Here is a 26,609-nt window from a genome sequence, read left to right as displayed (position 1 = left end):
CGAACGTGAAGGTTCCTGTCCAGACCTCGGCGATCGGGGCAGACGTCCGACGCAATGAAGACAAGAGACTCATTACCGGCCAAGGCAAGTACACCGCCGATGTGAATCTTCCGGGCCAAGCCTTTGCAAAGATCGTGCGCTCGTCGCATTCTCATGCAGCAATAAGTCTCATCGACGCAACCGCCGCCATCGCTGTACCCGGCGTGTTGCAGGTCTTGACCGGTGCGGATCTGGTTTCCGACGGGCTCGGCAGCATGCTTCATGACTTTGGCCTGCTCGGTGCTGTTGAAGCACAGAGGGCGGGTCCGGACATCTACCTTGAGAACCGGAATGGCGCTCCGCTTGAGCTCCCCCCCCACCGGTTGTTGGCCATCGAGCGCACTCGCTATGTAGGTGAGGCGATCGCCATTGTTATTGCAGAAACGCTCGAGGCAGCGAAGGAGGCAGCGGATCTCATCGTCGTTGACTACGACCCCCTTCCATTCGTTGTGAGCGCAAGTGACGCCACTGAGGCTAACGCTCCCCTCGTCTGGGAGCACATTCCCGGCAACATCTCGATCGACGCGGTAGTTGGAGACAAGGACGCGACAGACGCCGCATTCGCATGCGCCGCCCACATCGTAAGGCTGGAGACCGTCATACAACGTATCAGTGGGGTCCCAATGGAGCCTCGGGCAGCCCTCGCGGAGTATGACGAGAAGAGCGGGCACTACACTGTCTACGCCGGTTGCAGCGGTGTCATGCGTTTTAAGATGGAACTAGCCGCCATCCTCCGGGTCCCGCCAGATAAAATCCGCGTCATCTCAGGCGATGTTGGTGGCAGCTTCGGCACGCGAAATGCCTTCTATGTGGAGTGTGGTCTGCTAGCGTGGGGCTCTTGCAAAGTTGGCCGCCCTATCAAGTGGGTCAGCGACCGGCTCGAATGCTTCATGTCTGACTACCAGGGCCGGGATCTGACCGTCGCAGCCGAGCTCGCCGTGGACGAAACTGGCCGCTTTCTCGCAGTAAGAGGGATCAGCACGAGCAATCTCGGCGCTTATGCAGCATCGCACATTCCTCTTCGAAAAGGGATCGGTCTGATGTCCGGGGTTTACGACATCCCCGCTGCTCATTTCGTCGGCCGCGGCGTATTCACCAATACGAAGCCAACCACCCCAGTGCGAAGCGCTGGAAGGCCAGAGGCAATTTTCGTCATCGAACGTCTCGTCGATCTCGCCGCAGGCAAGCTCAACATGGACCCGATTGCGATTCGCCGGATCAACCTTATCAAGTCAGTTGCGCTGCCGTACAAAAACGCATTGGGCCTCGTCTATGACAACGGCGAATACGAGGCCGCGATGGACACAGCGATGCGGCTCGCCGACTGGTACGGCTTCCCCCAGCGGCAAGAAGAAGCGCGCAAACGGGGCAAGCTGCTTGGGATTGGCATCGCGAACTATATCGAGATCACGACCGGCCCCCCCACGGAACGCGCGGAGTTGACTGTCCTGCCGGACGGCCATGTCGAGATAGTAATCGGGACCGTATCATCGGGACAGGGACATGAGACCAGTTTCGCTCAACTTGTCGCGGACTGGCTCGGCGTTCCTGTATCAGCCGTTCGCCTAGTCACCGGCGACACGGACCGGCTGACCGTCGGAGGCGGGTCGGTGTCGGGAAGATCAATGCGCTTTGCGGGGGTGGTGATTGGCAAGGCCGTGGAAGAGATCATTGCCCGCTGCCGAGAGATTGCAGCACACATGCTCCGAATACCCCGGGAAAACGTCCAGTTTGAAGGGGGGCGCTTCTTTCATGCGTCGTCGGACACCAGCTATACGGTAGTCGATTTGGCGCGACTGACACACGGGGGCGCAGGCTCGCTTCCTTCTCAGCTGCTCGGACCGGTGAAAGGTTCCGGCCAAGAGCACTTCAAGGCAGCGGGATTCCCCTATGGTACCCAGGTATGCGAGGTAGAGATTGATCCGGAGACGGGCCATGTCCGCATCCAGACTTTGGCTGCCGTAGACGATGTGGGGCGAGCCATCAATCCGCTCATCGTGCACGGACAGACACACGGGGGTGCGGCGATGGGTATCGGCCAGGCTTTGATGGAAAAAATCCACTACGACTTGGAGAGCGGCCAGCTCCTGACAGGTTCGTTCATGGACTATTCAATGCCTCGAGCAAAAGATCTCCCCTTTTTTCAGGTCGCATTAAGCGAAGTCCCGTCGCCCAGTAATCCGCTGGGAATCCGGGCGGGTGGCGAAGGAGGAACGACACCCGCCCTCGCGGTAGTCGTCAATGCAATTGTGAACGCCTTGAAAGAGTTTGGAGTCACCCACCTAGAAATGCCTGTCACTGCGCAAGCTGTCTGGAACGTCCTCCACAACAGAGAGCTTCCTCAAGCAGTCGCCGCAGCCGAAACATGCCGATCTGCAACATCTGGAACCCTACAATGAAAGTCTCAATGACAGTTAACGGCAAGGCAGTGACTGCTGATGTAGCGTCCTCCTTGCTGCTTGTAAACTTCCTGAGGGACAAGCTGCTGCTAACAGGCACCCACGTCGGATGCGACACCTCGCAGTGCGGTTGTTGTCTTGTCCACGTGAATGGAAGAGCGACTAAGTCGTGCACCCAGTTTGCCTGGCAGGCTGATGGGGCCGACATCCTCACCATCGAAGGGCTAGGTGATATGGAGAGGCTGCACCCCATGCAGAACGCCTTTCGCGAGAAGCACGCCCTTCAGTGCGGGTACTGCACCCCCGGCATGATCATGTGTGCGGTCGACATGGTAAATCGGCTCGGCCCCGCGCTCGCCTCCGACACCATCCGTGAGCAGTTGGACGGCAACATTTGCCGTTGCACTGGCTATCACAACATCGTGCTCGCAATTCAAGCCGGTGCAAAAGCTATGCACGGTGAGCAGCCGACCAATGCCGCCGACTCCGAGTAACCGGTCCCGTTCAACCGATAGCAATGGCTCCCTTCACAGTTTCCACACCAAAATCTGTCAGAGAGGCCGTTGCCCTCCTGGCCGCCAATCCAGATGCCAAGCTGCTCGCAGGCGGACATTCGCTGGTGCCAATAATGAAACAGGGCCTGGCCGCGCCTTCGGCCCTTGTTGACCTCAACTCGCTGACGGAATTGGCGGGAATTTCAGCGACCGCCGATGGGCTGCGAATCGGAGCGATGACAAGACACGAGGATGTTCACGGGTCGCGTGTCGTCGCTGAGGCCATACCGGCGCTTGCGCAACTCGCTGGCTGCATCGGCGATCCCCATGTGCGCCATCGCGGGACATTGGGCGGCTCGCTGGCAACCAACGACCCCGGTGCGGACTATCCCGCTGCTGCGGTGGCTCTCGACGCCATGATGATAACGACCAAGCGACGCATCAACAGCGCCGAGTTTTTCCATGGTCTCTACACGACGGCACTCGAGCAAGACGAGATCCTCCTTTCGGTTGAGTTGCGAAAGCCGCAGTGGGCAAGCTACACCTCTGTCCGCCAACAAGCATCCGGCCTTTGCGTCGCGGGCGTGTTCATCGCGAAGCATAGCGACGGCGTCCGAATTGCTGTCACTGGCGCAGGTGCGTCGGGTGTTTTCCGAGCAACCGCGTTCGAAACCGCGCTCAACTCCGAGTTCCTGCCCGCCAGCATCGATTCACTTATAGTCTATGAGCATGAAATGGCCTCGGACTTCCACGCCGGTCCCGCTTACCGAGCGGCTCTGGTGAAGACACTGATTCGCCGCTCATTAGCAACTTATCTGCCTCGGCCCCTTTAACTCCCGGTCTGGGGCATTCCAACTCGGATCTGCCCGTACCAATATTTGTGAGATCGACGATGAGATGCATCACGGTTGAAGAACACTTCGTTAGCCCCGGCTTCCTGGCCGGCCCGGGCCGCAGATTCCAGGAACAAGCACTTGCGGCGGTGGAATTCCTTGGGGGGCGACAGCTCCTGGAGAACCTGCGGGATATCGGGCGCGGCCGCATCGCTCAAATGGACGCTGCCGGAGTAGACGTTCAAGTGCTATCTCTCAACGCGCCAGGTGTAGAACAGTCGGACGCGGCTGAAGCAATTGCTGTCGCCCAAGAAGCCAACGACCATCTTCGCCAGGCTGTCGATGCCTACCCTAGCCGGTTCGCAGCGCTTGCTGCCCTGCCGATGAGTGCGCCGGAAGAGGCCGCCAAGGAACTCGAATTGCGTGTTGCAACGCAGTCATTTAAGGGCGCGATCATCAATGGACACGCTTGCGGACGCTACCTTGATGATCCGTTCTTCGCGCCTGTTCTGCAACGGGCTGAGGCGCTGGATGTACCACTGTACTTGCATCCGACGTTGCCCACAAAGCCTGTCTCGGAATCGCTCTACAGCGGCTTTTCACCAGCAGTGAACTTCCTGTTCGCAGGCCCGGCGTGGGGCTGGCACATCGAAACAGCTATTCACGTCCTGCGGATGATTCTGGGTGGTGTGTTTGACCGGTTTCCGAAGCTACAGGTGGTGATCGGGCACATGGGGGAAGGTTTGCCATTCATGCTGCCTCGGCTCAACGCATTTCTGCCGAAGGAGGCGACGAAGCTTGAGCGGCCAGTCGGCGACTATCTGCGTCAGAACTTGCATTACACTTTTGGCGCCTTCAATTATCCATCGACCTTCCTGAACCTCGCTCAGGAGATCGGGTTCGAGAGGATCCTCTTTTCGGTGGATTATCCTTATGGCTCAATGAGCGAGGCATGTGCGTTCCTGGATGGCCTGCCCTGCAGCCCCGCCGATAGGGAACGCATGGCACACTTGAACGCCACGGCTCTGTTCAAAGTTTAAGGCAACGCTGAACAAGCTGAGCAAATTGAGTTACGCAGGTTGATCAGGAGCCCGTTCGGCCGGAAAATTGCTGTGGCGACGAGAATTTTCCCTCGCGCGCCCCCAATTGGGGTGTGTTGGCGGGGTGCCCGCCCCGCATTCGCCCTTTACGGGCGGACTGCTCCCATCAGATGCCCTCGACTCAAGTAGAGATTGGCCAGCGCCAGCGCGGTGAAGGCACGGCCGGCGTTCTTCTTCAGGCCACGGTAGCGGACTTTCGCGAAACCCCACAGGCGCTTGACCACGGCGAAGACATGTTCGACCCGAGCCCGGATCTTCGATTTGTTACGGTTCTTTCCGCGTTGCACTTCGTCAATCTCCCCGTTCCCACGGATCCGCTGATTGGTGAAGCCCTTGGCGTACGGCGCCTTCGATGCGATCAACTCCTGCTGACTGGCGTATGCGCTGTCACCATAGACACGCCGCTCCTGACCATGCAGTAGCTGGGGCAGCGCATGCTTGTCGTGAACGTTGGCTGGTGTCACCACTGCGGAATGGGCCAACCCGCTCTGACTATCCACGCCAATGTGTAGTTTCATGCCAAAAAACCACTGCTGGCCTTTGCGGGTCTGATGCATCTCGGGGTGGCGCGACTTCTCTTCATTCTTCGTCGAGCTGGGCGCACCGATGATCGTGGCATCCAAAATGGTGCCGGTCTTCAGCTTCACGCCACTGGCCTGCAAGACCCGGCCTACCTCAGAAAACAGCCGCTCGGCAAGCTGGTGCTTCTCCAGCAAGCGGCGAAACTTCAGCAGCGTGGTGGCATCCGGCACCGGCTCACGGCCCAGGTCAACCCCTACAAAGCGGCGCAGACTGGCGCTGTCATACAGCGCTTCTTCGCAACCCAGATCTGCCAGGTTGAACCAGTGCTGCAAAAAGTGAATGCGCAGCATTCGCTCCAGACCAATGGGCGGCCGGCCATTGCCTGCCTTCGGATAGTACGGCTCGATCACGGCACACAACGCACGCCCATGGCACGATTGATTCCATCGTCGCCAGAAATGCCTCACGCCGCGTTGGCTTACGGTATTGCTCGAATCCGGCTCCTTGATCGGCACCGGCCGCCAACGTCATCTGCTTCATTGTTCATCTCTCTCTGCGCTCGTGATCCACTTTCCGCCGCCATTCAGGCCAAGGCGGCAGGTGCAGACGTGATTGTCATGGGGTCCAATCCCGAGCGCGCCCGCAAAGTCGCTGCCGACCATGGCTTTGAGGGCTGGCGCGCGGCTGATGTGAGTCGACCGGATGAGCTTAGGGTGAGCACTACTTCTCTGTTTCTCAATCAGCTCATAGGTAGCATGGTTCTGATTATCGGCGGCACATCTGGCATAGGACTAGATACGATGACCCGCCGGAGCGAAACGAACACCCCGGCAGGTGAGCAGCCCCTTATTTGCGAGCCTGGATGGCCTGGATAGCAGGCAGTTCGCTTATCTGGCGAATGAACCCATGAATAGCGAGGCCGCCATCGACGCAGAATTCAGCGCCGGTGATTGCGTCGGCGCAGGAGCTGGCGAGAAAGGCGGCCATATCGGCGATCTCACGCGGGCGCAGCAAACGGCCGAGGGGAAGGTCTGGCATGTAGTTAGCGATGAACCAGCGTCCGATCCCTTCCGCATCCGTGCCAAAACCCGCCTCTTTAGCACGCTCGCGATAGAGATTGAGGAATGTCTCGGTTCCAACCGCGCCAGGATTGATGGCATTCGAGGTCACACCCGTTCCTGTCAGTTCGACAGCAAGCGCGCTCGCAGCACGCAGTTGGGCCGCCTTCGCGCTCGCGTATTGGGGGAAGAAGTTTGCGGTGCCGCTCGCTACGGCCGCTGTACTGGCCAACTGGATTACTCGCCCCCAGCCGCGCCCGACCATTCCTGGCACCAGCAACTGGACCAAGCGAATACCCGAGACCACATCAAGGTGGTAGGTTTCCATCCAGGTCTCCGAAGTGGACTTCCACCACCCCGAGATGGGGTAACTGCCTGCGTTATTGATCAGAATATCAATGCCCCCAACGGCCGACGTCGCATCTCGTGCGATCTGCTCGACATCTTCAGCCTTCGTCAGATCACCAGAAATTGCGATCGCTTTGCCTCCAGCTTGCTTGATTTTGGTGGCAACCGCTTCGGCCTCTTCCTTGACCAAGCCATGCACGACGACGGACGCGCCCTCGTGAGCCAGCACACAAGCCGTCTCTGCACCGATACCTGCGCTACTACCCGTTACGAGAGCGCGTTTGTCGTTAAGTCCAAGACCATTGTTTCGCTCCTTCATTTAATTGCGTTGGATACCAGAAAGCGCACCAAACCCGGCGAGCAGTCGATCCTGGAAAGCAGGATCTTCAGCCTCTCGGGCTGACCACACCAAAACCTCACTTGAACATGGCCCGTTGCTGTGGTGATCAATATATCTGATCAACCTTGACTTGATAATTGAAGCGCTTTTCGTTTTAATAGTGCCTCTATGGAACAAATCGGACTGGAAAGGCTGACAGGCCTGATCGCTTTTGCGCGCGCCGCGTCGCTGGGGAGCTATACCGCAGCGGCGCGTACCCTTTCCATCTCGCCGTCGGCGGTTAGCAAGAGCGTGCAGCGGCTAGAGCAACAACTTGGCATTTCGCTGCTTACGCGCACCACGCGTTCGCTGACGCTGACCCCCGAGGGGCGAGATCTGCACGAACGTGCGCTGCGATTGTTGCGGGACGCCGAGAATATCGAACAGATGGCGATGGCCGCACGCGCCGCGCCGTCGGGCACGCTCAAGATATCGGCGCCGGTGACCATTGGTGTGCATTTGTTGTGCCCGGCGCTACCGCGTTTTCGTGAGCGCTATCCGCAGCTATCCATCGATCTGCGACTGAGCGACCAGATAGTTGACCTCATTGAAGAAGGGGTGGATGTGGCGATCCGGGTTGGTGATCCGGCCGACTCGCGCCTGATCTCGCGCAAGCTCGCCTCCAACCGCCTCTGTGTCTATGCCTCGCCGCAATACCTGGCGCGTAAAGGAACGCCAAAACATCCTAACGAATTGATTGCCCATGACTGCGTCAATTTGCGTTTTCAGAGTTCCGGTCAATTGCTGCGCTGGCGATTTCAACTGGAGGGGCGACAGGTGGAAATTACTCCGAAACCGATGATTACTTCGGATGCCGCCGATGGCGTGGCCGCAGCAGTAGTTGCCGGCGGTGGAATTGGCATGTCGCCATCATTCATTGCCGCGCCTTTTGTGGCGAGAGGGGAACTGGTCCCCATCCTTACCGCATTTGCGGTCGAGCGGAAAGCGCTATTCGCCTTGTGGTCGGAGAGCCGCCGAGTCAGTCCGAACGTCAAGGCCTTCCTCGCTTTCCTTGGAGAAGTGTTTCCCGCTCGACCACCCTGGGATGAACATCTCGCGGCAGGCTACGAGCGGGGGGCATCATAAGCACCAGCAGCAGCTGCTATTGCCTCCTCAGATGCCTGAAGTAAGAGACCGGCTTACGGCAGCTTTGGCCGAAAATTTGCCAATGAGCCGTTGCCTGGAGTGACTGCAGCACTCAGCATCGCGTCGATGCGCTCGCGCAGCGTCTGCACGCTCCAGCGTTCGGCGCTCGCAATCTGCCCGTAGTAGTGCCGCTGGAGCGGGTCCTTCAGCGGGATCAGCGCGATGAAGTACGTCCAGCTCAATTCTCGTATCAGTGATACGAGAATTTGCTCGCCTGGAAAGGTGCTTACCTACGCTTACTTCCGGTTCTGTGTTGTCTTAAGGAATCGCAGAAGCGGCGTCGTCCACGCCCATCAACTTCATGACGTTGCTCGGCGTAAGCGGCATAGTGGTGATCTGAGGCTTCCAAGCAGACAAGGCATCAGCAACAGCAAGGATAAGCGCCGGCACCACACCATGGGCTCCACTTTCGCCCGCCCCCTTCATTCCTCCCAGGGCGAAGGTAGAAGGCGTCTCGATGTGGTCCACAATAATTTCCGGGACGTCAAGCGTCGCGGGGATAGTGTAGTCCAACAGGGTCGTCGCCACAGGTTGCCCTTGTTCGCTGTAGCGGGCCCCCTCCATGAATACGGCACCTATACCTTGCACAATTGCACCGACCATCTGCCCATGAACGATCGCCGGATTCAGCACCCGGCCGCAATCGTGCACGGCGTAGTAGCGTTCCAAAGTCACGAGACCCGTAGCAGGGTCGACAGCAACTTGAGCAACATGGCAGGCCAAAGCGTAGCTGGACGACGGTGGGTCGTAAAACTCCAGAGCATCCAGCCCAACCGCTTCATTTGGTGGCATGTCCGCTACCGCGATCATGTAGGCCATTTTCACAATGGTCTCGATCGTTACTTGCAGCTCCGGGTTCCCTTTGACGAATGCCTTTCCTTCGCAGAGCAGGATATCGTCGGGGCTTGCCTTGAGCACGTGTCCTGCGATGCGCTTCATCTTCTCTGCGATGCGTGTGCATGCTTTGATCACTGCCCCGCCCCCGACTACCGCTCCCCGGCTCGCACCCGCACCGGTGCCGAACGGAACCGATGCGGTGTCAGAAGACTCCACAGCGACATCGTCGATATCGAGTCCCAGTATGTCCGCTGCAATCTGGGCGAACACCGTGGCATGCCCTTGACCCTGCGAAGCAATGCTGACTTGAACGCTAGCCTTTGCGTCTGGCTCTATCCTCACCAATGCACCGTCGTAACCGGGCCATCGCGATGCCTGCCCTCGCCTGCGGGTGATCGAGCTGCCCTGCCCGGTATGGTCCGCAACGCACGCGAGGCCTATGCCACGCAACTTGCCGTCTTCGCCGGGCTTCCCTGATTGCGTCTCGCGGAACTTGAAATAGTCCGAACGTTCGAGCGCGAGCTCCAGGCACTCGATGTTGCTAGCTGTGTCGTGGGTGACACCAACCGCATTCGAATACGGAAGGTCTTCCTTTCTGATGAGATTGCGTCTTCTTATTTCGACAGGGTCAATCCCTAGTTTCTCGGCAGCCCTATTAAGCAGGCTCTCTATGGCGAAAGTGCAAATTGGCCCAACGACCCCGCGATACGATGCGGTGGGTGCCGTATTGGTCACCACGGAGCGAACATGGCTCGAATAGTACGGAACCTTGTAGGGCCCCATCATGTGGTGGCTCGCCTGCTCGGCGTCAAGGCCGGCAGTTGTCACCCACAATGGATAAGCGCCGATATTGCACACGGGGGTGTGGCGAACTCCGATGATGCGCCCATTATCGTCAACGGCAAGTTCGACATGGAATCGAAAATCGCGCCCATGCATGATGGCAAGGTCTTCCTGCCGGTCCTGGATCCACTTGACGGATCGACCGAGGTACCGTGAGATTGCCGCCCCCGCAACAATTTCGGGACGGGTGACGGACTTTAGACCGAAGCTGCCCCCCACATCGGGCGAAATGATGCGCACATTCTTTTCGGGCAATCCCAAAGCCTGAGCGACTTCCCACCGCTCCTTGTGGGGAAATTGCGCGGTGGACCACAGCGTCAGCGCGTTCTTTCCTTTGTCGAAGCGGGCAACGAAGCCGCGCGTTTCCATTGCTACCCCGCACAGCCTAGTGCTCGAGAATGTGTCAGAAAAGACATGCGGCGCGCTTGAAAAGACGTCGTCGGTTCCTGGGATCGCATATTTGGCCTCATACACAACGTTGCTCGAAAGATCCGGATACAGCAGCGTGGATTCCCGATTCAGGGCGTCGTCATATGAAACCACGGGCGGCAGCGGGTCGTAGTCAACCTCGATGAGTTCCATCGCATCTTCTACTACGTATGGATCCGTACCGAGGACGGCGGCGACCGGCTCACCGACGTACCTGACTCTGTCGACGGCCATGTTGTAGCGCAGGAGCGTCTTCTCTTCAGGCACTGGTGTGACCATTGGCGATGTCCAGGCGGCAATGTCTGCGCCCGTGAAGACGTTCGTGATGCCCTTCAGTGCTCGCGCGGCGTCCACATTGATGGATCGGACAATTGCGTGAGAGTACGAACTCCGCACAAACCCGACGTGGAGCAGGTTGGCGGGCTCAGGGAGATCGTCAATGTATTGACCATGCCCCAGCAGCAATCGGTCGTCCTCACGCCGCGGGATAGGAGCGCCTACATAGCGACCGCCGGGAGTCCCTATTGTTTTGTTCTCGCTCATTTTCTCACCCCCGATCAGATTTGAGCCGCTGGGCTGTCGACTGGACTGCACGCACGATGTTGTTGTATCCAGTGCAACGGCAAAGATTTCCCGCCAGCGCCTTGCGGACCTCATGTTCGGTCGGCTGCGGGTTTTCCTGAAGAAGAGCGTGAGCGGAAATCAGCATCCCTGGAGTGCAGAACCCGCATTGAAGAGCATGGTGATTCCTGAACTCTTCCTGCAGAGGCGAGAGCGCACCCTCCGAAGCGAGGCCCTCTACCGTAGTCACATCTGCTCCCTGCGCCTGGATTGCAAACATTAGGCAGCTTCGCGCTGGCCGTCCATTAACAAGAACCGTGCAGGCTCCGCACGCACCGTGGGCGCAACCCACGTGCGTCCCCGTCAGCCCGAGGCGGTGACGAATGAAATCGACAAACAGCATCCGGGGCTCCGCATTGCCCCGCGTCAGGGTGCCATTGATCGACAACTCGATCGGAATCACTTCATTTCTCATCTGGCTTCCTTGCTGGCTGCGTTCTGCAATGCCCTCCTGAGCATCGCGCCGATCACATGCTTCCGATATGCGGCACTGGCATACAGATCGGACTGGGGGTCAATCTCGCTAGAAGCAATTCCGGCGACCGCTGCGATCTCGCGGGGGCCAAGCCCTCGAGCCATCAATTCGGCCTCAGCCCTATGCAGCCGCACGGGTGCCGCGTCGACGCCCATCGCCACGAGCGCCGCTCTCAGAACCTTTTCACCTTTCCTGACCAGGTACGCGGCGAAGCCGACGACGGCTACACCCTCCTGCCTGACGCTTACCTCGAGGAACATAGAAAATGAATCCGGGGGGCAAACGGGAAAGCGAGCTTCCCGCAGAAACTCTCCCGGCTCGATTACGGTGGCAAGGTCACCCAGGAAGAACTCGGAAGCAGCGACTTGTCGCTCGCCATTCACCCCGTCGATAACCATGACGGCATCAAGCGCGACCGCCACGGCCGGTAACTCGGCAACGCGATCAGCGTGCGCGAGCGTGCCCCCAACCGTAGCACGCGTTCGCACAGCAACGGGACCGGTCCACTCCAGTGCTTGTGAGACGAGCGGGCAATGCCTGCGCACCAGCGGCGCGTTCACGGCGTCGATCTGACGAGTCATTGGACCGATGGCCACGTAGCTTCCCCGGTGTTCGATGTAGTCGAGATCCGGACAGTGGTTCAGATCAATCAGAACGCCCGGCCGCATGATCCGCAAGTTCATTAGCGGCACGAGGCTTTGGCCGCCCGCGAGAACACGAGCGTCGGCGGCGTGCTCCGCGAGAAGCCCGACTACCTCTTCTACCGTTTTCGGAGCGAAGTAGCTGAACGGGGGCGGTTTCACGCGCGCTTCCCGAACAGTCCAGTCAGCCAGAGCACAACTTTAGCCCACAGGCCGGTATCACTGCTGCGTTCACTCGCTGCAGTTGCCAGCAGACCGGCAGGTGGGTGGCGCTTGCTCAGTTCCGACAGGAATTTTTCGAAGAAGTCGGCGGCCATCTTCTGCGCGGCCATGTCTATCAGACGCGAGCCGACCTGGGCAAGCTTGCCGCCGACGCTTGCTTTTGCGGTGTAGCGCAGCAGCGTCTTGTTAGGCCCCATGGGCGTGAGGACCACCGCGGCATCGCCACGGCCATAACCCACCGAACCGCCTTGACCGTCGAACTCCAGCGTGTAGGAGCTTGGTGCGATAGCGTCTTTGATGCGCATCTGGCCTTTGAATCGAGCCTTCACCGGGCCCACGGCCGCCTGAATGAGGAGCACATACTCGCCGCCTCCCCCATCTGCCTTTCGCTCGATCGACTCGCACCCTGGAATACAAGATTGCAGGAGCGCTATGTCGTTTAACGCCTGCCAGGCGACCTCCTGCGTCACCGGCAGCTCTTTCTCCTCGGTAATCTTCATGTTTGTCTCACGTGGTAGTACATAACTTTTCTGGAGCAACTAGGCACATCCCTGAAGAAGCCTAGAGTTCGTCTGCCATACACAAATTCTGTTGCGTCCAGCGATCCGCGGCAATCGGCACGGCACATCTGTTCCGTACTTCGCGGTGGATCTTCCGCGATTGCGGCTAACCCATCACCGTCCGCACCCGCGTTGAAGAGCATCGTGAATTGAGCGGCGGTCGAATTTCTTCCCGCCACGTGTTTGTATGTCATCGTCAGTGAATGCCATGGCGTCGGTGTGCTTACATCGCGAAGGACTTCGACAGGTGGACTAGCGACGGCTTGACGAAGTGGTCTTTGGAACTTCTCCTCCGCGACTTTTACAAGCAGGAGAATTGGAATCCAGCGGGGCCGTGGCCAATCTGCGACCCTCGTTGGATCGCGAACGACCTCACCAACGCACCCACACCTCCATGCTCATCAATGGATTTCACCGGTTGATTGCTACGATGAGCAGCATCAGAAAGGGCGCAACTTTCGCAGGACATAAGACGAGCAAGGCATCCGGCTGCTTTAGCACGAATGGCACCGGTCCGCAGCCATCGACGGCTCGCGCCGGGTTCGCGCCTGGCTCACATCCGTTTGCCTTCGATTCTTGCAATTCACAGCCTCCTTTCGCCGGCGACAAAGCGCCTAATTGCATCGGCATTGCGACTGTGTCAGTGCTCATTGTCCGGCAGGCACCAGATCACGCCCCCCTCACACTGCGTCCAGCCCGCAATTCGCCTTGGCCCTACGGGTGGGTGTGCCCATTCGCGCGCGCACTCGAACGCCCAACTACATATTGCAAAGCCCTGGCGCCGGCATAGCGTCGAGCGGCGACAAACTCCGCACTGTCGCATCTGGCGAGTTATGTTCCTGGGGAAATACAAGTTGTCCAGATTGCATGGGACGACGAAAAATACAGTCACCTGACGCGTTTGTTGGCATCTCGTCCCAAGTTATGGCTCCCCATCGATATCGGCCAAAAGTTGCTGGAATTCGGCTGCAGCCTGCCCCAGCACCGGTGCAATCCGCTTTCGCTCGGCTGCCAAGTCGGGCTGCAAAAGCGCCCTCCCACATGTCAGGCCCATCAGAACTTGCTGGCGGCCAACGTGAACCGGCAATGCGATGCCATAGGTACCACGCATACCGCGCAGGCGACTAAGCACGCCACAGAGCCCCGTTCTATCCAGTTCTTCGAAGCTGTTCCGGATACTCTGCTCCAACTCGGATGTGGAACTGGCCACTTCCCGCCGAAGTAGCGAAATCAATTGCGTCTGTTCTGCGACCGGCGATGCCCACAGGAACGCATGGCCGACTGCGGACTCTCCCATCGGAAGGACGGAGCCGACACCCAGTCGCAACGTGACAACACGGCGACTTGAACTGTAGCAAATGAACAGCATGTCCAAATCACGACGGACGGCCAGCCCTATAGTGACGTTGAGCCTGTCAGCCAGTTGCTGGAGAAACGGGTTCGCAATCTGCAACAGCTGGCTGCCTGTGACATACGCATGCCCGAATCCCGAGGTGGCTGTGGTAAGCTCAAAACCCCGTTCACCGGGAACCTGCTTGAGAAATCCCAGTTGGATAAGCGTGCTAGTCAGCCGGGAGACGACCGCCTTCGATAGGCCGGTACGGCGCACCAGTTCGGCGTTGGTCAGCACCGCGCGATCGGATCTAAACGCCCTCAGCACGTCCATTCCTCGCGCCACGGTAAGGACGGTAGGCGCTTTTTGTACTGACTCCAGATGCGCTGTCATCCCGAAATCCCCTCCTGTTGAAGAGTCCTTGTCATCGCCAACAATTGGGGCCCCAATTCGCGCGCCACACGTGGTCGTGCAATTTGATCGGTGGGGCCCGCACACGTCAAAACCAGAGGCGCACCGTCTGCAACGACCACTGGAGCAGCAACGATAGCGAAATCAGGATCCAACTCCCCCACTGAGGTGCAATACCCGCTACCGTAAATCTGAGCCATGGCTTCGCTGGAACGCCGCCGAAGCAGCGGCCATTCGCGCGGCATTCTGCGCCTGACCTTTTCCAGCAAGTAGTACCGTTCCGGATCCGGCAGCGCTGCAAGCAACGCCCATCCCATCGCCGACGCGCCAATGCCGATACGAGTCCCAACGCAGAGATTCAACGACGCAGCAGACAGGGAACGGCTGCAACTCTCAAGTATGACGAGATCCATCCGATGACGGGAACTCAGACTCACGTGAACTTCGTGCTGCTCGGCGAATGCTTGCATGTGGCCTCGCATGAGGCGCCGGCTATCCGGATTGGCGACCGCGCCAAAACCCAGCGAGAGCACGGGAGCGGCAAGACGGTATTTGCGTTCATTCGGAGCGTAGCGCATATATCCAAGGCACGTCAGAGAGTCTGCTATTCGGACTACCGTCGAGGGAGGCAGCCCACTACGCACTGCCAATTCGCGAATCCCAAGCCACCTATCCTCGGAAGTGAAGACGGAAAGCAATGCCAGTGCGCGTGCAAAGGGCGTTACCATAAATTCCTCGCAGTTGGACTTTCTCTGCCTTCACAGAATCTCCCTGAGCGGATTCGTCGAGAAATTCCGCGAGCCCGAAACCCATCACTCGCATCAGCCATGCGGGCCGTTGGTTAAGTCAAAGTTGAAAAGGGCGCCAACGAGCTATCGCGATTCTGCTTCCGCCATGCGGATGACTTTGCTGATGCGCCGCGAACGCTATGGGACGTTCAGGTTTCCCTGGCATTGGGCAATTAAGGCTCAGCTGCCTGCTGTGCGCTTCCGGTTCGACGAAATGGGCTACACATCGTATTACCTGTTATCTGAAACCCTGTCTTAACAATGGCTCTAGCATACGAAACGATCGCGCGAAAGGAGACTATCAATTTGCGAGCCAGTGAGTCGCAGTTTGCGATTCTGCGCTTGCCGAATAGTTGGTCGTTTTCAGCGACTCCGGCAACCAGCGCAAGAATCACCGCGTCCCATTCTCTGTTCCAAACCCACATAGCGCAATACATCGTGAATGAACATCGGCAAGTGAGCCCGGTGATTGCATGCTGGCCCAGGCTCCTGCACAACAACGTGTGATGGTGGCTAAATCATCGCGGCGGGAATGCCCGTTACTGGGCGCGCGGCAAAGCTCCCGGCGTGCCCAATTCGGGCACCGGGCTCCAATCTTGGGTGCTTGAGGTCAAAGCGCCGGTCAGGCCATGAATAAAGAACTGAGATATCTGGCCCTTGCGCAAGATCAAGAAGGATTAAAGATGCACACCTAGCGTCAGCGGTCAGGTGGAGTTTCTTGCAACTGGATGTCCGCCCCCGTTGCATTCGCCTGCACTGGAGATAACAGTGCACAGATGCTGGCCTGGAAGCCTTGCGAGACGACAGACCGCACCACCATGGTGATAGACGAGCGATGTCGGTTGGAATTGCCAGCGGCCTACTTGAAGCCAGCACTCAACAGACAACGCTTCTGTGCGGCCGACTTTCTTCCGCTGGTCGACGCCGACTACTGATTAGCTATAGACGTTTCATGGTCGACGTCAGGAACGGCGGTGCAGCTTGGTACGAGTACCAGCCACCATCCAATGGCAGGCACACGCCCGTGACGTAGGAGTGACTTAAGAAGAAGTCGACGCACCGCACATAGTCATCGGGCCGCGCGATGCGCTTCATCGGAATCTGACTCTTGAAGCTGTCGCGCCACTCCTTGTAGTTGTCGTCCACCTCTGAAAGCCCTAGAACGATGGCATTGACGCGCGTGCGGGGTCCGAGCTCCCTGGCCATGTTCTCCGTGAAGCGGTGGATTCCTCCTTTGGACGCATCAAAGCAGGCATCGGTAGGATACCACCCGGCGTGAAAGCCGGTCAGCGCCGACGTATTGATGATCACGCTGTCTTCGCTCATCACCGGTAGAAGCTTGTGCGCAATGATCATTGGCGACGTAAGGTTGATCGTTACCGTGTCGATGATGTCTTGAGGCCTGATGGTGCGCGAGCCGTAAGCGGAACTCCCCCCGGCGACGTTAATGATTGTGCTAAGTTCCGTGCCGGACGCCAGGATCTGGTCGCACATGCGAACCACCTCGTCCGTGTTGGCGAGATCGGCGAAGACCGGTTGATGCTCGATGCCCGCTTTATCAAAGGCCTGCACGGTTTTCCGGAAGCGATCGTCTTGGCGCCTCCAGTGCCCGAACACCTTATATCCCTTCGAAGCAAGGTACATGCTCGTTTCGCGACCGATATCGCAGCCAGCACCTGTCACAAGTGCAGTTTTCATCGTTTCCCCCTCATCAGATACACGTACTGCAACACTTTGCTCAGTACATCGTTGGCTGCGATCGTGCCGGCTAGGCTGCTTCCATCGGACAGGCCAAAGGTTGGCCGGACACTCACAGCCCGAGGTACGCCTTCTTGATGTCCGGGTCGTGCAGGAATACGTCGGATGGCCCTTGCTTGACCACAGCCCCCGACTCCAGCACGTATGTGTAGTCGCTCACGTGCAGCGCGACCTCTGCGTTCTGCTCCACCAGCAGCACAGTGACGCCCTGCCGGTTCACGTCGCGTACCACCGAGCGGATGACGTTGACGTATGCTGGCGCAAGGCCGATCGTGGGCTCGTCGAGCAGCAGCACGCTGGGCGCACTCATGAGCGCGCGCGCCACTGCCACCATCTGCTGCTGGCCGCCACTGAGTGAATTAGCGGGGCTCTGCAGCTTGGCCTTGAGGTCAGGGAAGTAGCGCAGACAGGTGTCGAACAGTTCGGCCCGCCGGACCCCGTCGCGGATGCGGTAGGCACCTAATTTCAAGTTCTCCAGCACCGTCATGCTGCCGAACAGGCGCCGCCCCTCGGGCACCAGGGCGATGCCGTAGTCCAGGATGGCATTGGGGGCGCGGTCGGTTAGCGGATGCCCGCCGTAATGCACCTCGCCCGAACGCGCCTTCACAAGCCCCGTGATGGCCTTGATCACTGTGGACTTGCCCGCGCCGTTGGCGCCGATGAGAGCGGCGATGGTGCCGCCCCTCACTTCCAGGTTGACTCCAGTGACCGCGGGCACAGCACCGTAGTGCACTGAAAGATCGCGCACGGCCAGGGATTTTTCAGATCTCATGCGCTTCCCCCAGGTACGCCTTGAGTACCGCCTCGCTGGCCTTCACCTCGTCTGGCGTGCCGGTGAAGATGATCTCGCCGTGGTGCAACACGTAGATGCGGTCGCAGATGTTCATCACGGCGCGCATGTTGTGCTCGACCAGCAGGATCGACATGCCGTACTCCGACTTGAGCCTGCGGTAGACCTTGAGCGTCTCGGCCACCTCGGTCTGGTTCAGACCGGTAAGCGGCTCGTCGTAGCAGATCAGCGAGGGGCGCGCCGCGAACGCGATGGCCATGCTCAGCAGGCGCTGCAAGCCGTGCGGCAGGTGCCTGGCAAAGATGCGCCGGTGATCGGCCAAACGGAACAGGGCGATGGCCTCGTCGATCACCTTGTCCTGGTCAGCGTGGCTAACGCGGCCATTGCGCATGCCGCCCAGGCAGCCGATACGCACGTTGTCGCGCACTGCCATCGACGGCAGGTAGCTGCTGTGCTGGAAGGTGCGCACCAGGCCCTGCTGGCTGATGCGCTCGGGCGTGGCGCCGGTCATGTCGACGCCGCCGATCAGGAGTTCGCCCGTAGTGGGCGCGAGGAAGCCGCTAAGCAGGTTGAACGTGGTGCTCTTGCCCGCGCCGTTGGGACCGATCAGGCCGACAATCTCGCCCTGGCGAATGTCGATGTCCACACCCGACACCGCCAGCAGCCCCTTGAACTGCTTGGACAGGTTGCGACCCGACAGAAGAACGTTGTTGTCCGGCATGTTCAGCGCCCTCCCCCGCGCTGGAACCAGCTGGTCAGTCCCATCAGCCCCTTGGGCATGAAAAGCACCGACAGCACGATCGCCAAGCCATACAGGATGTGCTCGTTTCCGCCCAAGCTCTGCACGTAGCTGGCGATGCCGACCAGCAGCACCGCGCCCACGACCGGCCCGAGAGGGCTGTCCTCGCCACCCACCTTGACGTAGGCGAGCGCGAAGGTCGAGAGCATGAAGCCGAAGTCCAGCGGGCTGATGACGTTGTTGGCGAAGGCGTGCAGCGACCCCGCCAGGCCCGCCACCGACGAGGCGATGGCAAAGCACACCACCTTGGTGTAGTACACGCGGTTTCCTACGCTGCGCACCACGTTCTCGTTGTCTCGGATGGCGACGAAGATCCGGCCCATGTTGGATCGCTCGATTGCCAGCAGCCCCAGGATGAGCGCAAAGCACAGCACTGTGACGAAGTATTGGTAGTGCGCGTCGAGCCACGCGGGCGGAAAGATGTTCACCAGGCCCGAGTTGCCGCCCAGCACCTCCATGCGGGTGTAGAGAATGCGCAGTGCCTCGGTGAAGGCGAATCCGATTAGCAGGAAGTACGGCCCCTTCACCTTGAGGGTGATGCAGCCGAACGCAATGCTCACGGCCAGCGCCAGCACACTGCTCAGCACAAGCGTGGCCGCAAAGGGCAACTCCATCGAGTTGACGATATAGCCCGTGCAGTATGCGCCGATGCCGAAGAACGCCGCGGAGGCAAAGTTCAGTTCACCGATCAATAGCACGAAGCGCAGGCTGCAGGCCATTACCGCCGCGATGCTAATCCAGACCACCAGGCTGCCCACATAGCCGCCCCCCAAGGCCAAGCCGCCCAGCAGCACGCAAGCGACGGCCGCAATACCGGCCCAGTCCTTGTGCTTAGTCATTTCCAAAGAACCCTTTCGGCTTGACCAGGAGCATGACCATCACAATCACGAAGATCGCCAGGTTGGCCATCGAGGGGTCGAAGTAGAAGCCGACGAACGATTCCAGCAACGCGATTAACAAGCTGCCAACGATCGCGCCGCCGATGCTCCCCATGCCCCCCACCACGACGGCAATGAAGCCCTTGACGAGGTACGAGTCGCCCAGCGTGGGCGTCACCGCCGCCACCGGCGCGATCAGCATGCCAGCCACAGCCGCCACGGCGGAGGCCATTAGAAAGCCGTGCAGCGCTATCTGCCGGTAGGCAATGCCCTGCAGCATGGCGGCCTCGTGGTCGATGGAAACGGCGCGCAGCGCGTTGCCGAACCTCGTGTATTTAAGCACCGTGATGATAGCCGCCGTCAGCAGCGCGGCGAAGACCAGCAGCACCAGCCGCTGGCTCGACACGTTCAGGCCCAGAACCTGCACGTTGCCCTCTAGCAGCGCTGGTACGGGCCGAACGGCGCCACCGAAGACTTCGAGCATGACCCCCTCGAACAGCAGCACCAGCCCCGCGGAGAGGATGAACGAGCCAATCATGTCACGCTCCAGCCGCTTGAAACCGAACTGGTAGATCGCGACCCCTGCCACCATGCACGCCGCCAGCCCGGCCAGACCGGCCACCAGATAGCCCATCCAGCCATGGCCCAAGGTGGGCACCATCGCGTTCAGCGCCAGTGAAAGTATCAGCGCGCCGAAGGTGAAAAACTGCCCATGCGCGAAGTTGACCGTCTTCAGCACGCCAAAGATGATGGTCAGCCCCAGCGAGAAGAGGATATACACGGAGCTGATCTGCAGTGCCGTGACCAACAGTTGGAAAACGACCTGCATGGTGTTATTTCTGCACCCGGCCTACTTCTTTGAGGCTGCTTCCCACCAGCTTGGTGATGATCACGGGTAGGCGCATCTGTTGGTCGCTGCCATAGATGTTCTTGCCGCCGAAGCCCGTTTCGCCGTAGAAAGACTTGAACTTGACCGTCGGCATGGCTTTGGCGACTTCCGCCGGCTCAATACTCTGCGCCTGCTCCATCGCGGCCTTAATTGCCCAGACGGCGTCGTAGAAGCCGATCTGGATGGCGTTGACGCTCTCTCCCGTGGCCTTCCTCACGCCGTCGTCCAAGGCCTTCTGGTGCGCGGTCATACTGCCCACACTGACGGCGGCGCCGAGGTAGGCGCCCTCGACTGCGTCCTTGCCGGTAGCCAGTAGACCGTCGGCGCCCGTGCCCACTTCCACCACCTTCACGCCGTTCCATCCCAAGGCCTTGAGTTCCCTGAAGATCAGGCCTGCGTCGGCCGGTGGCGTTGAAGCCAGGTCCACCAGATCAGGCTTAGCGGCGTTGAGCTTGGCGGCTACAGGCTGGAACTCGCTCGTGCCTCGTTCGTACCAGTCGCTGACCAGCACCTTCACGCCGTTCTTCTCCCACGCGGCCTTGGCGACCTTCTCCGTCTCCTGGCCCGTCGCGTCGTTGGGGTTGAGGATGACCACTGTCTTCACGTCGGGGTGCAGCTTCTTGACCAGTGTAATGAGCGGTTCCGAAATCTCGTTGGGCGAGTTCATCTGCGAGAACGTGAGGGGGAACTTTGGCCCCTTCATGCTGTTACCCCACGCCGCGGTGAACAGCAGCACGTTCCTGCGCTCGCTGAGTGACTGCAGTGCGCGCGCGGGCGCCACTCCGATGCTGCCGGCGACGAACTTCACTCCGTCGCGAGCGACGAGCGCTTGCGCCACTTTGGCGCCTTCGGCCGCGTTGTACTTGTTGTCGTAGCCAACGCACTCCAACTGGTATGTCTTGCCGTTGACCTTGACTCCCCCCTGGGCATTGACCTCCTGCGCGGCTTTGGCGCACATCCATTCGGACCCTTTCCCCCAATTCGCGCCAGAGCCCGAGAGAGGAACGGATAGCCCCAGCTTGATGGATTCAGCCGCGCACAGATTCACTGCGGCGATGGTTGAAGCCACGCAGGCGGCCTTCAGTAATGTCAGAAGATTGAACTTTCTTCGCATGGTGTCTCTTTCGGAACCGGGCTTGCCTGATTGGCACCGCCGTCGCTCTTGCCTTAACGCATTAAACGTACTGCAGCACGGACAGATCAACGCGCGAGCTTCTTTTGTTCAGTACAACGGCACTACCTTTTCTGATGGAGGAGGCAGCGCCTCGTCGAACGTCATACAAGCCGCTGGGGCACTGCGATTCCGGGCTTCCCAACCGTCCACCATAGCGGCCGCAAGTAACGGAAATACTTCCCCGTGATGAAATCGGCGCTCTCGCTTGCAAAATGCCACAACATCGGACCAAGAACCGCCGGTTGACTCACTCGCTTAACACGGGAAGACACGTTGGACGAAGGATGACGAGCGCCATGTAACCTTATGCCTCCAGCAATGAGAGGCCAAGTCTTAATCCACGATCCTCCGGCTCGCAATTGACGAGTCCCTACAGCCGTGACGGAGAACGCACAAGAATTCGGGAGGCCGATTGCCTCGCCAGACCGACATCGGAAAACGAACAGAATTAACCGTTTACGACCCAAGACGGTAATTGCTCACCGTCTCCAAAGAATACACGCTGCCGGACATCCCGCGAGAAGGCTTGACGCCGAAAGAACTTGAGTTGTTGGCATGGGGGTCGATATCGCCAACGGCTTGCAGCTGGAGCCAGAGCAGCTGGATACAGAGCGACTGGAGCAAGCGCTCGCAGAACTGATAGAAACGGCAAAGCAGCGCGCGTAGCGTGACAGTAGCCCACAAGAAGCTGCGTGTAGCGCCGTTCATTGCCGAGGCAGAGCGCACACCGGCAGTGCTAACGGTGCTGGAGTGGGCCGAAAGTCTGGCGTGAAGTGTAGTAATCGCGCTCCCTTTGCGAAGTAATGTTGATCCGCGCGCTTAATCACGCAGAAAGCATCATCTCTACTTCCGCAGTTCGAGAAATCGTGTCCCCTGCTCGACTGCTCTCAGTCTACGGCAAGGCCACCTCGCATTCGGTTCTCGGCTGTGCTTGTAGCCTTATTTAGGGGCATGTTTCGGGGTCTTCCGCAATTTGTGTGACGACGGCGAACTCGCGTGGAGGATCTTGTCGCGTGGAACGGCCGTCGTCTCCATCGCCCCCACAACCATTCTTCTGCTTATTCGCGAACCTGGGCGAGCCCCGTCGGCCTCGCCCTGGCCCCACGAGCTCATTCCTCTGCGATGGCGAACGGGCTAGCGGGTCCAGTAGAACAAGGCGGGCCGTTTCAGCTTGGCTTCAATACCCGCAGCCGCAGAAGCTCGATGTTCGCGCGGCCATACATCTGGCGCTTGAGGAACTTGAGCCGGTTGACGTGACCCTCGGTCTGGCCATTGCTCCATGGCAGCTTGAAGGCCGCACGCACAGCCGGTAAGTCGGCGCGCAGGCTTTGCGCGAACCTGCGCATTTCCGCAGCGTCGCAGCGCGACAGGACGCTTCAACCATCGATCGAACTGCCGCGGACTTCGCCGGTGCATGAGCCCGAGAAACTCCCGCGCGAGGCTGCGGACCTCGCCCACCACGGGTTCGATCTTGCACAGCGCCTGCACGAAGCGCTCGTGGTCCGCGTTCCTGGGCTCCGCGACCGCGAGCTTCCTCCATCCTATAAGCCATCCGAACACGCGTCGGGCCGACGAGCACGGCATCGTGCGCACGGATGCCTGGAAAAGAGGGCTTTTTGCCCTGCGGAAAAAGGAGGCGAATCACGCAATTCCGAACGGCGGCGCGACTTCACGGTCGGGCGCACATTCGTCCATAAGGCCCGCAATGTCGTCAATGACCTGGAGGAAGCAATGCTTGGCATCCGCGAGGTCGCGGAAAGGCTGGCCGGCGAAGTGACATTGGCCTGCGTACCCTCGGCGGTCGGCTATTTCCTGCCGTCGGTGATGCAGGCCTATCACCAGCGCTACCCCGGAATTCGCTTGCGCGTGATCGATGAATCTTCAGCTGACGTGCTACTTGCGGTAACCCGGGGGGACGCAGATTTCGGACTCACTTACATTGGCACGCAAGAAGCGGACATTGACTTCGTGCCGCTCATTGAAGAGCCATTTGTTGTGGCCTGCCAGGCCGCACATCCACTGGCCGGACGTGCGCACGTGAAGTGGGAAGAACTGGGCGAGTATGACTACATCACGCTCGCCCAAGGAAGTGGCAACCGGTTTTTGATCGACCAGGCGCTGGCGCGCCTGGCCTCGCGGCCTCGCTGGTACTGCGAAGTCCATCACGTCCCTGCACTGGTAAGCCTTGTGCAAGCCGGCTTGGGCATTGGCGTAGTGCCACGCATGGCGTTACCCCCGGACAATCGAGGCGGACTGGCCGCAGTTCCGCTTGACGCACCGGCCATCACCCGCACCCTCGGACTGATATCACGGCGCGGACGCCCGCTGGCGCCAGCGGCTCAGCTGCTCTATGACATGGTCACCGCAAGGACATAGTCACAATCGGTCCTGAACCGATCACGTTCAACGCGTGATCCGGTTTGCAAGCCAGTGAATGACCGGCGCCGCCACGATGACGACCGGCAACATTGCAACCCAGGAAAAGAAATACGCACGCAGCCAGTGCGAAACGAACGTCCCCTCGGCGACAAACTGCATGCTTGCGATGGCCGATGCCACCGCACACGTTACGCCGACCTGTATCCCGCCGAACGCAAAATGGCTGTATTGCCTTGGAATCTTCCACATCTTGTGCCTTCCTATTTGTATGGCGATGGGCGCGGCCTGAACCCGCGCCAGCAGGAATCCCAACCGCCTCAGGCGGGCCGGCGGCCCTCCCAGGCGTTCTGCAGCAGTTCGCGAATCGCCCCGGCTTCGAGTGGGCGCGGATTCGGGTACTGGTTCTGCAGCGCGATCTCGCACGCCTTGTCGAGCGCGTCCTCGCGCATGCCGATCTGGTGCAACCCCAGCGGCGCACCGGTCGTACGCGCCAGGTCGAAAGCCCCTTGCGCTGCATTGGCTGCGCCCAGGGCCTGCGCGATGGCGGCCATGGCGCCCGGCGCGGCCTTGGCGTTGTAGGCCAGCGCGTGCGGCAGGATGATGGTGTGCGTTTCGGCATGCGGCAGGTTGAAGCTGCCCCCAAGCGTGTGGCACAGCTTGTGATGCAACGCCACGCCCACGCTGCCGAGCACGGCACCGCATAACCACGCTCCGTACAGCGCTTGCGCGCGCGCCTCGTACAACGCAGCCGTATCCCTTTCGCTGACCAGCGCCGGCAGCGCCGCCGCGATGGCCCGTATTCCCTCCCCTGCCATCAGGTCCGAAATCGGGCTGCGGTCATGGGCGTACAGGCCCTCGGCGGCGTGCGCCAACGCGTTGATGCCGCTGGTCACGCTGATCGCAACCGGTAGCGAATAGGTCAGTTCCGGGTCGTAGATGACGGTGCGCGGCAGCACTCTCACGTCCGTACCCGTGCGCTTGAGGCCCGCATCGGTGAGACCGTAGATCGTGGTCATCTCCGAGCCGGCATAGGTGGTGGGAATCGCCAGCACGGGCAGGCTCATCTCAAGGACAATGGCCTTGGCGAGCCCCGTCGTCGAGCCGCCGCCGATCGCCACCACGCTGTCGGCGCCCAGTTCGAATGCCATCGCACAGGCTGCGCGCGCGGTCTCGACCGGCACATGCATCACGGCACGGTCGAAGATGCCGATCGCGCGGGCGCCGAGCAGGTCCGACACCTGTTCGGCCAGCCGGCGCTGCTCGGGAGTACTGAGCACCAGGACGCTGGATGCGCCTAGCGCATCGATTTCCTTGCCAACCTGCCGGATCGTGCCGGCGCCGAAGACGATGCGCTGGGCACGGGCGGCGTACTGGAATGCTTTCATCGTAGGGTCTCCAATGCGGCTCGGGACAGGTCCGAGCCGTCAGAACGATATGCGGCCCATGGCCCAAATCCGGTTGCCTTCGGGGCGATTGCGGGCGCCGAACTCGAATTGCCCCTTGAGCGAGAAACTGACCTTGTCGTTGAGCTGGAAGCAGATATCCGGACCCAGCGCCGTGACGCGGCCGCGGTTGCCATTGCCGTTGACGCGCACGCCGTTCTGCGTGTCGTCCGTTGTCTGCACGTAGTAGTAGCCGTTCAGGCCCAGCGTCAGCCTCGGCGTGACGTGGTAGCCGGCACTGAACTCGATGGTGGCTTCATCACCCGACTGATACTGGGTGGCTTCGTTACGTGTGTTGAAGCCGTACCGGAACTTGACGCTGATATCGACATTGCGTGTCGGGAACCACGTGAAGGCGTAGCTGGGCGCAATCTGGTAGTAGTTGCGGCCGATATTGACCGGGTCATGGACATCGTAGGCACCGGTCTTGAGATGGAACTCGACCCCCGCCATCTGGTGGAAACTGCCGCTGTGCCAGCCGAGGATCACCGGCGCGAACGTCATGTCGGCCAGGCCGGTCTTGTTGCCGCCCTTGTCGAGCGGCGGCAGCGGTGCCGGCCTGGCAACCGACATGTCGAGGTTCGCCGACACGATCGGCACCACGATGCGCGTTTCCAGGTTGGCGCCGAACACCCTGACGCCGGGCCAGACATACGACAGCCGCGGCGCCAGCGCGTCGAGGCGCAGGTGGAAACTGGCCAGTTTGGGATTGTCGTGCCCCGTATTGTCCTTGGAGCTGCCCGCATCGTAGTGCTGGTAGAACAGGAGCCAGTTGGCGCCCTCGGGCAGCATTAGGCCGGAATATAGGTTATCGACCCCGATGGGGTAGGAATTGCCGCCACCCTCGGTGGCGCGTGCCGGCATGCTGCCAGCCGCGCATGCGGCGGCGAGCGCCAGCCGCCCGAACCGGACCGGCAGCGATGCACGCGCCCGCCGGACCTTCATGCCATCTATCGAACCCATTTTCCACTCCGAAAGACCGCGTGGAACACCGGGCCGGCTGGCGCGGTGCGTGGTTGCCG

Annotated in this window: 24 protein-coding genes and 1 pseudogene; 6 read left to right on the top strand and 19 right to left on the bottom strand. The window is 60.0% G+C overall.

Going from position 1 to position 26,609, the window contains the following annotated elements; all coding sequences use genetic code 11:
- Window positions 1-5: 5 nt before the first annotated feature.
- The 4 genes from AC3WL8_RS22265 to AC3WL8_RS22250 are packed head-to-tail and all read left to right on the top strand — an operon-like array spanning window position 6 to window position 4,805.
- Window positions 6-2,438, top strand: coding sequence for a xanthine dehydrogenase family protein molybdopterin-binding subunit (locus AC3WL8_RS22265; protein ID WP_492378846.1), 2,433 nt, complete (start codon window positions 6-8; stop codon window positions 2,436-2,438).
- Window positions 2,435-2,932 carry a (2Fe-2S)-binding protein gene (locus tag AC3WL8_RS22260; RefSeq protein ID WP_492378845.1) on the top strand — a complete coding sequence of 166 codons (498 nt, stop codon included), beginning with the start codon at window positions 2,435-2,437 and terminating at the stop codon, window positions 2,930-2,932. The genes AC3WL8_RS22265 and AC3WL8_RS22260 overlap by 4 nt, the downstream gene beginning before the upstream one ends.
- 23 nt (window positions 2,933-2,955) lie before the next feature.
- Window positions 2,956-3,765: an FAD binding domain-containing protein gene (locus AC3WL8_RS22255; RefSeq protein WP_492378844.1), complete on the top strand. Its 810-nt coding sequence runs from the start codon at window positions 2,956-2,958 to the stop codon at window positions 3,763-3,765.
- 59 nt (window positions 3,766-3,824) lie between these two features.
- On the top strand, window positions 3,825-4,805 hold the full coding sequence (locus AC3WL8_RS22250; RefSeq protein WP_492378843.1) for an amidohydrolase family protein: 981 nt from the start codon (window positions 3,825-3,827) through the stop codon (window positions 4,803-4,805).
- Window positions 4,806-4,951: 146 nt separating this feature from the next.
- Here the strand turns inward: AC3WL8_RS22250 and AC3WL8_RS22245 are convergent.
- Both AC3WL8_RS22245 and AC3WL8_RS22240 read right to left on the bottom strand, forming a co-directional pair.
- Window positions 4,952-5,927 (bottom strand): IS5 family transposase gene (locus tag AC3WL8_RS22245; RefSeq protein WP_492378842.1). Its coding sequence is split into 2 segments (ribosomal slippage): window positions 4,952-5,809 and window positions 5,811-5,927, totalling 975 coding nucleotides; the frame shifts between segments, so codons are not numbered across the junction.
- 306 nt (window positions 5,928-6,233) lie between these two features.
- The gene (locus tag AC3WL8_RS22240; RefSeq protein WP_492378841.1) at window positions 6,234-7,112 is read right to left on the bottom strand and encodes an SDR family NAD(P)-dependent oxidoreductase; all 879 of its coding nucleotides are present in this window, start codon (window positions 7,110-7,112) and stop codon (window positions 6,234-6,236) included.
- Between the two features lie 189 nt (window positions 7,113-7,301).
- On the opposite strand from AC3WL8_RS22240, the gene AC3WL8_RS22235 reads away from it, so the two are divergent.
- Window positions 7,302-8,258 (top strand): LysR family transcriptional regulator, encoded by a 957-nt coding sequence (locus AC3WL8_RS22235; RefSeq protein WP_492378840.1) that lies wholly within the window; start codon window positions 7,302-7,304, stop codon window positions 8,256-8,258.
- Window positions 8,259-8,311: 53 nt separating this feature from the next.
- On the opposite strand, the pseudogene AC3WL8_RS22230 reads toward AC3WL8_RS22235, so the two are convergent.
- From AC3WL8_RS22230 to AC3WL8_RS22165, 14 genes and pseudogenes are all read right to left on the bottom strand, one after another.
- A pseudogene (locus AC3WL8_RS22230) lies at window positions 8,312-8,530 on the bottom strand (DUF1016 N-terminal domain-containing protein); the annotation flags it as partial.
- 46 nt (window positions 8,531-8,576) lie between these two features.
- Entirely contained in the window at window positions 8,577-10,970 is a 2,394-nt protein-coding gene (locus AC3WL8_RS22225) for a xanthine dehydrogenase family protein molybdopterin-binding subunit (protein ID WP_492378839.1), read from the bottom strand.
- Between the two features lie 4 nt (window positions 10,971-10,974).
- Window positions 10,975-11,463, bottom strand: a complete 489-nt coding sequence (locus tag AC3WL8_RS22220; RefSeq protein ID WP_492378838.1) for a (2Fe-2S)-binding protein — start codon at window positions 11,461-11,463, stop codon at window positions 10,975-10,977.
- Window positions 11,460-12,326, bottom strand: coding sequence for an FAD binding domain-containing protein (locus AC3WL8_RS22215; protein ID WP_492378837.1), 867 nt, complete (start codon window positions 12,324-12,326; stop codon window positions 11,460-11,462). Before AC3WL8_RS22215 ends, AC3WL8_RS22220 begins: the two co-directional genes overlap by 4 nt.
- The gene (locus AC3WL8_RS22210; protein ID WP_492378836.1) at window positions 12,323-12,886 is read right to left on the bottom strand and encodes an SRPBCC family protein; all 564 of its coding nucleotides are present in this window, start codon (window positions 12,884-12,886) and stop codon (window positions 12,323-12,325) included. The genes AC3WL8_RS22215 and AC3WL8_RS22210 overlap by 4 nt, the downstream gene beginning before the upstream one ends.
- A gap of 982 nt (window positions 12,887-13,868) precedes the next feature.
- Window positions 13,869-14,672 carry an IclR family transcriptional regulator gene (locus tag AC3WL8_RS22205; protein WP_492378835.1) on the bottom strand — a complete coding sequence of 268 codons (804 nt, stop codon included), beginning with the start codon at window positions 14,670-14,672 and terminating at the stop codon, window positions 13,869-13,871.
- Window positions 14,669-15,418 (bottom strand): IclR family transcriptional regulator, encoded by a 750-nt coding sequence (locus AC3WL8_RS22200; protein WP_492378834.1) that lies wholly within the window; start codon window positions 15,416-15,418, stop codon window positions 14,669-14,671. Before AC3WL8_RS22200 ends, AC3WL8_RS22205 begins: the two co-directional genes overlap by 4 nt.
- A gap of 999 nt (window positions 15,419-16,417) precedes the next feature.
- Entirely contained in the window at window positions 16,418-17,176 is a 759-nt protein-coding gene (locus AC3WL8_RS22195) for an SDR family NAD(P)-dependent oxidoreductase (protein WP_492378833.1), read from the bottom strand.
- A 112-nt stretch (window positions 17,177-17,288) separates the two neighbouring features.
- Entirely contained in the window at window positions 17,289-18,008 is a 720-nt protein-coding gene (locus tag AC3WL8_RS22190) for an ABC transporter ATP-binding protein (RefSeq protein WP_492378832.1), read from the bottom strand.
- The gene (locus AC3WL8_RS22185; protein ID WP_492378831.1) at window positions 17,998-18,747 is read right to left on the bottom strand and encodes an ABC transporter ATP-binding protein; all 750 of its coding nucleotides are present in this window, start codon (window positions 18,745-18,747) and stop codon (window positions 17,998-18,000) included. The genes AC3WL8_RS22190 and AC3WL8_RS22185 overlap by 11 nt, the downstream gene beginning before the upstream one ends.
- A gap of 2 nt (window positions 18,748-18,749) precedes the next feature.
- On the bottom strand, window positions 18,750-19,664 hold the full coding sequence (locus tag AC3WL8_RS22180) for a branched-chain amino acid ABC transporter permease (protein ID WP_492378830.1): 915 nt from the start codon (window positions 19,662-19,664) through the stop codon (window positions 18,750-18,752).
- Complete coding sequence (locus AC3WL8_RS22175; protein WP_492378829.1) at window positions 19,657-20,532, bottom strand: branched-chain amino acid ABC transporter permease; 876 nt, start codon at window positions 20,530-20,532, stop codon at window positions 19,657-19,659. Before AC3WL8_RS22175 ends, AC3WL8_RS22180 begins: the two co-directional genes overlap by 8 nt.
- A 4-nt stretch (window positions 20,533-20,536) precedes the next feature.
- The gene (locus AC3WL8_RS22170; protein WP_492378828.1) at window positions 20,537-21,706 is read right to left on the bottom strand and encodes an ABC transporter substrate-binding protein; all 1,170 of its coding nucleotides are present in this window, start codon (window positions 21,704-21,706) and stop codon (window positions 20,537-20,539) included.
- A gap of 1,226 nt (window positions 21,707-22,932) precedes the next feature.
- Complete coding sequence (locus AC3WL8_RS22165; protein ID WP_492378827.1) at window positions 22,933-23,112, bottom strand: transposase; 180 nt, start codon at window positions 23,110-23,112, stop codon at window positions 22,933-22,935.
- On the opposite strand from AC3WL8_RS22165, the gene AC3WL8_RS22160 reads away from it, so the two are divergent.
- A complete protein-coding gene (locus AC3WL8_RS22160) occupies window positions 23,054-24,142 on the top strand; it encodes a LysR substrate-binding domain-containing protein (RefSeq protein WP_492378826.1) in 1,089 nt (362 codons plus the stop codon). The genes AC3WL8_RS22165 and AC3WL8_RS22160 overlap by 59 nt on opposite strands.
- Before the next feature lie 27 nt (window positions 24,143-24,169).
- Here the strand turns inward: AC3WL8_RS22160 and AC3WL8_RS22155 are convergent, their stop codons facing one another.
- The 3 genes from AC3WL8_RS22155 to AC3WL8_RS22145 all read right to left on the bottom strand — a co-directional run bounded on the left by AC3WL8_RS22155 (window position 24,170) and on the right by AC3WL8_RS22145 (window position 26,550).
- Window positions 24,170-24,394 carry a DUF2798 domain-containing protein gene (locus tag AC3WL8_RS22155; RefSeq protein WP_492378825.1) on the bottom strand — a complete coding sequence of 75 codons (225 nt, stop codon included), beginning with the start codon at window positions 24,392-24,394 and terminating at the stop codon, window positions 24,170-24,172.
- 68 nt (window positions 24,395-24,462) lie between these two features.
- Window positions 24,463-25,530 carry a maleylacetate reductase gene (locus tag AC3WL8_RS22150; protein WP_492378824.1) on the bottom strand — a complete coding sequence of 356 codons (1,068 nt, stop codon included), beginning with the start codon at window positions 25,528-25,530 and terminating at the stop codon, window positions 24,463-24,465.
- Window positions 25,531-25,569: 39 nt separating this feature from the next.
- Window positions 25,570-26,550: a SphA family protein gene (locus AC3WL8_RS22145; RefSeq protein ID WP_492378823.1), complete on the bottom strand. Its 981-nt coding sequence runs from the start codon at window positions 26,548-26,550 to the stop codon at window positions 25,570-25,572.
- Between the last annotated feature and the right edge of the window lie 59 nt (window positions 26,551-26,609).

The organism is Cupriavidus sp. FW305-F7 (assembly GCF_058782875.1).
Note: the sequence above shows the minus strand (reverse complement) of the source record. Positions and strands in the feature narration are given on the sequence as shown.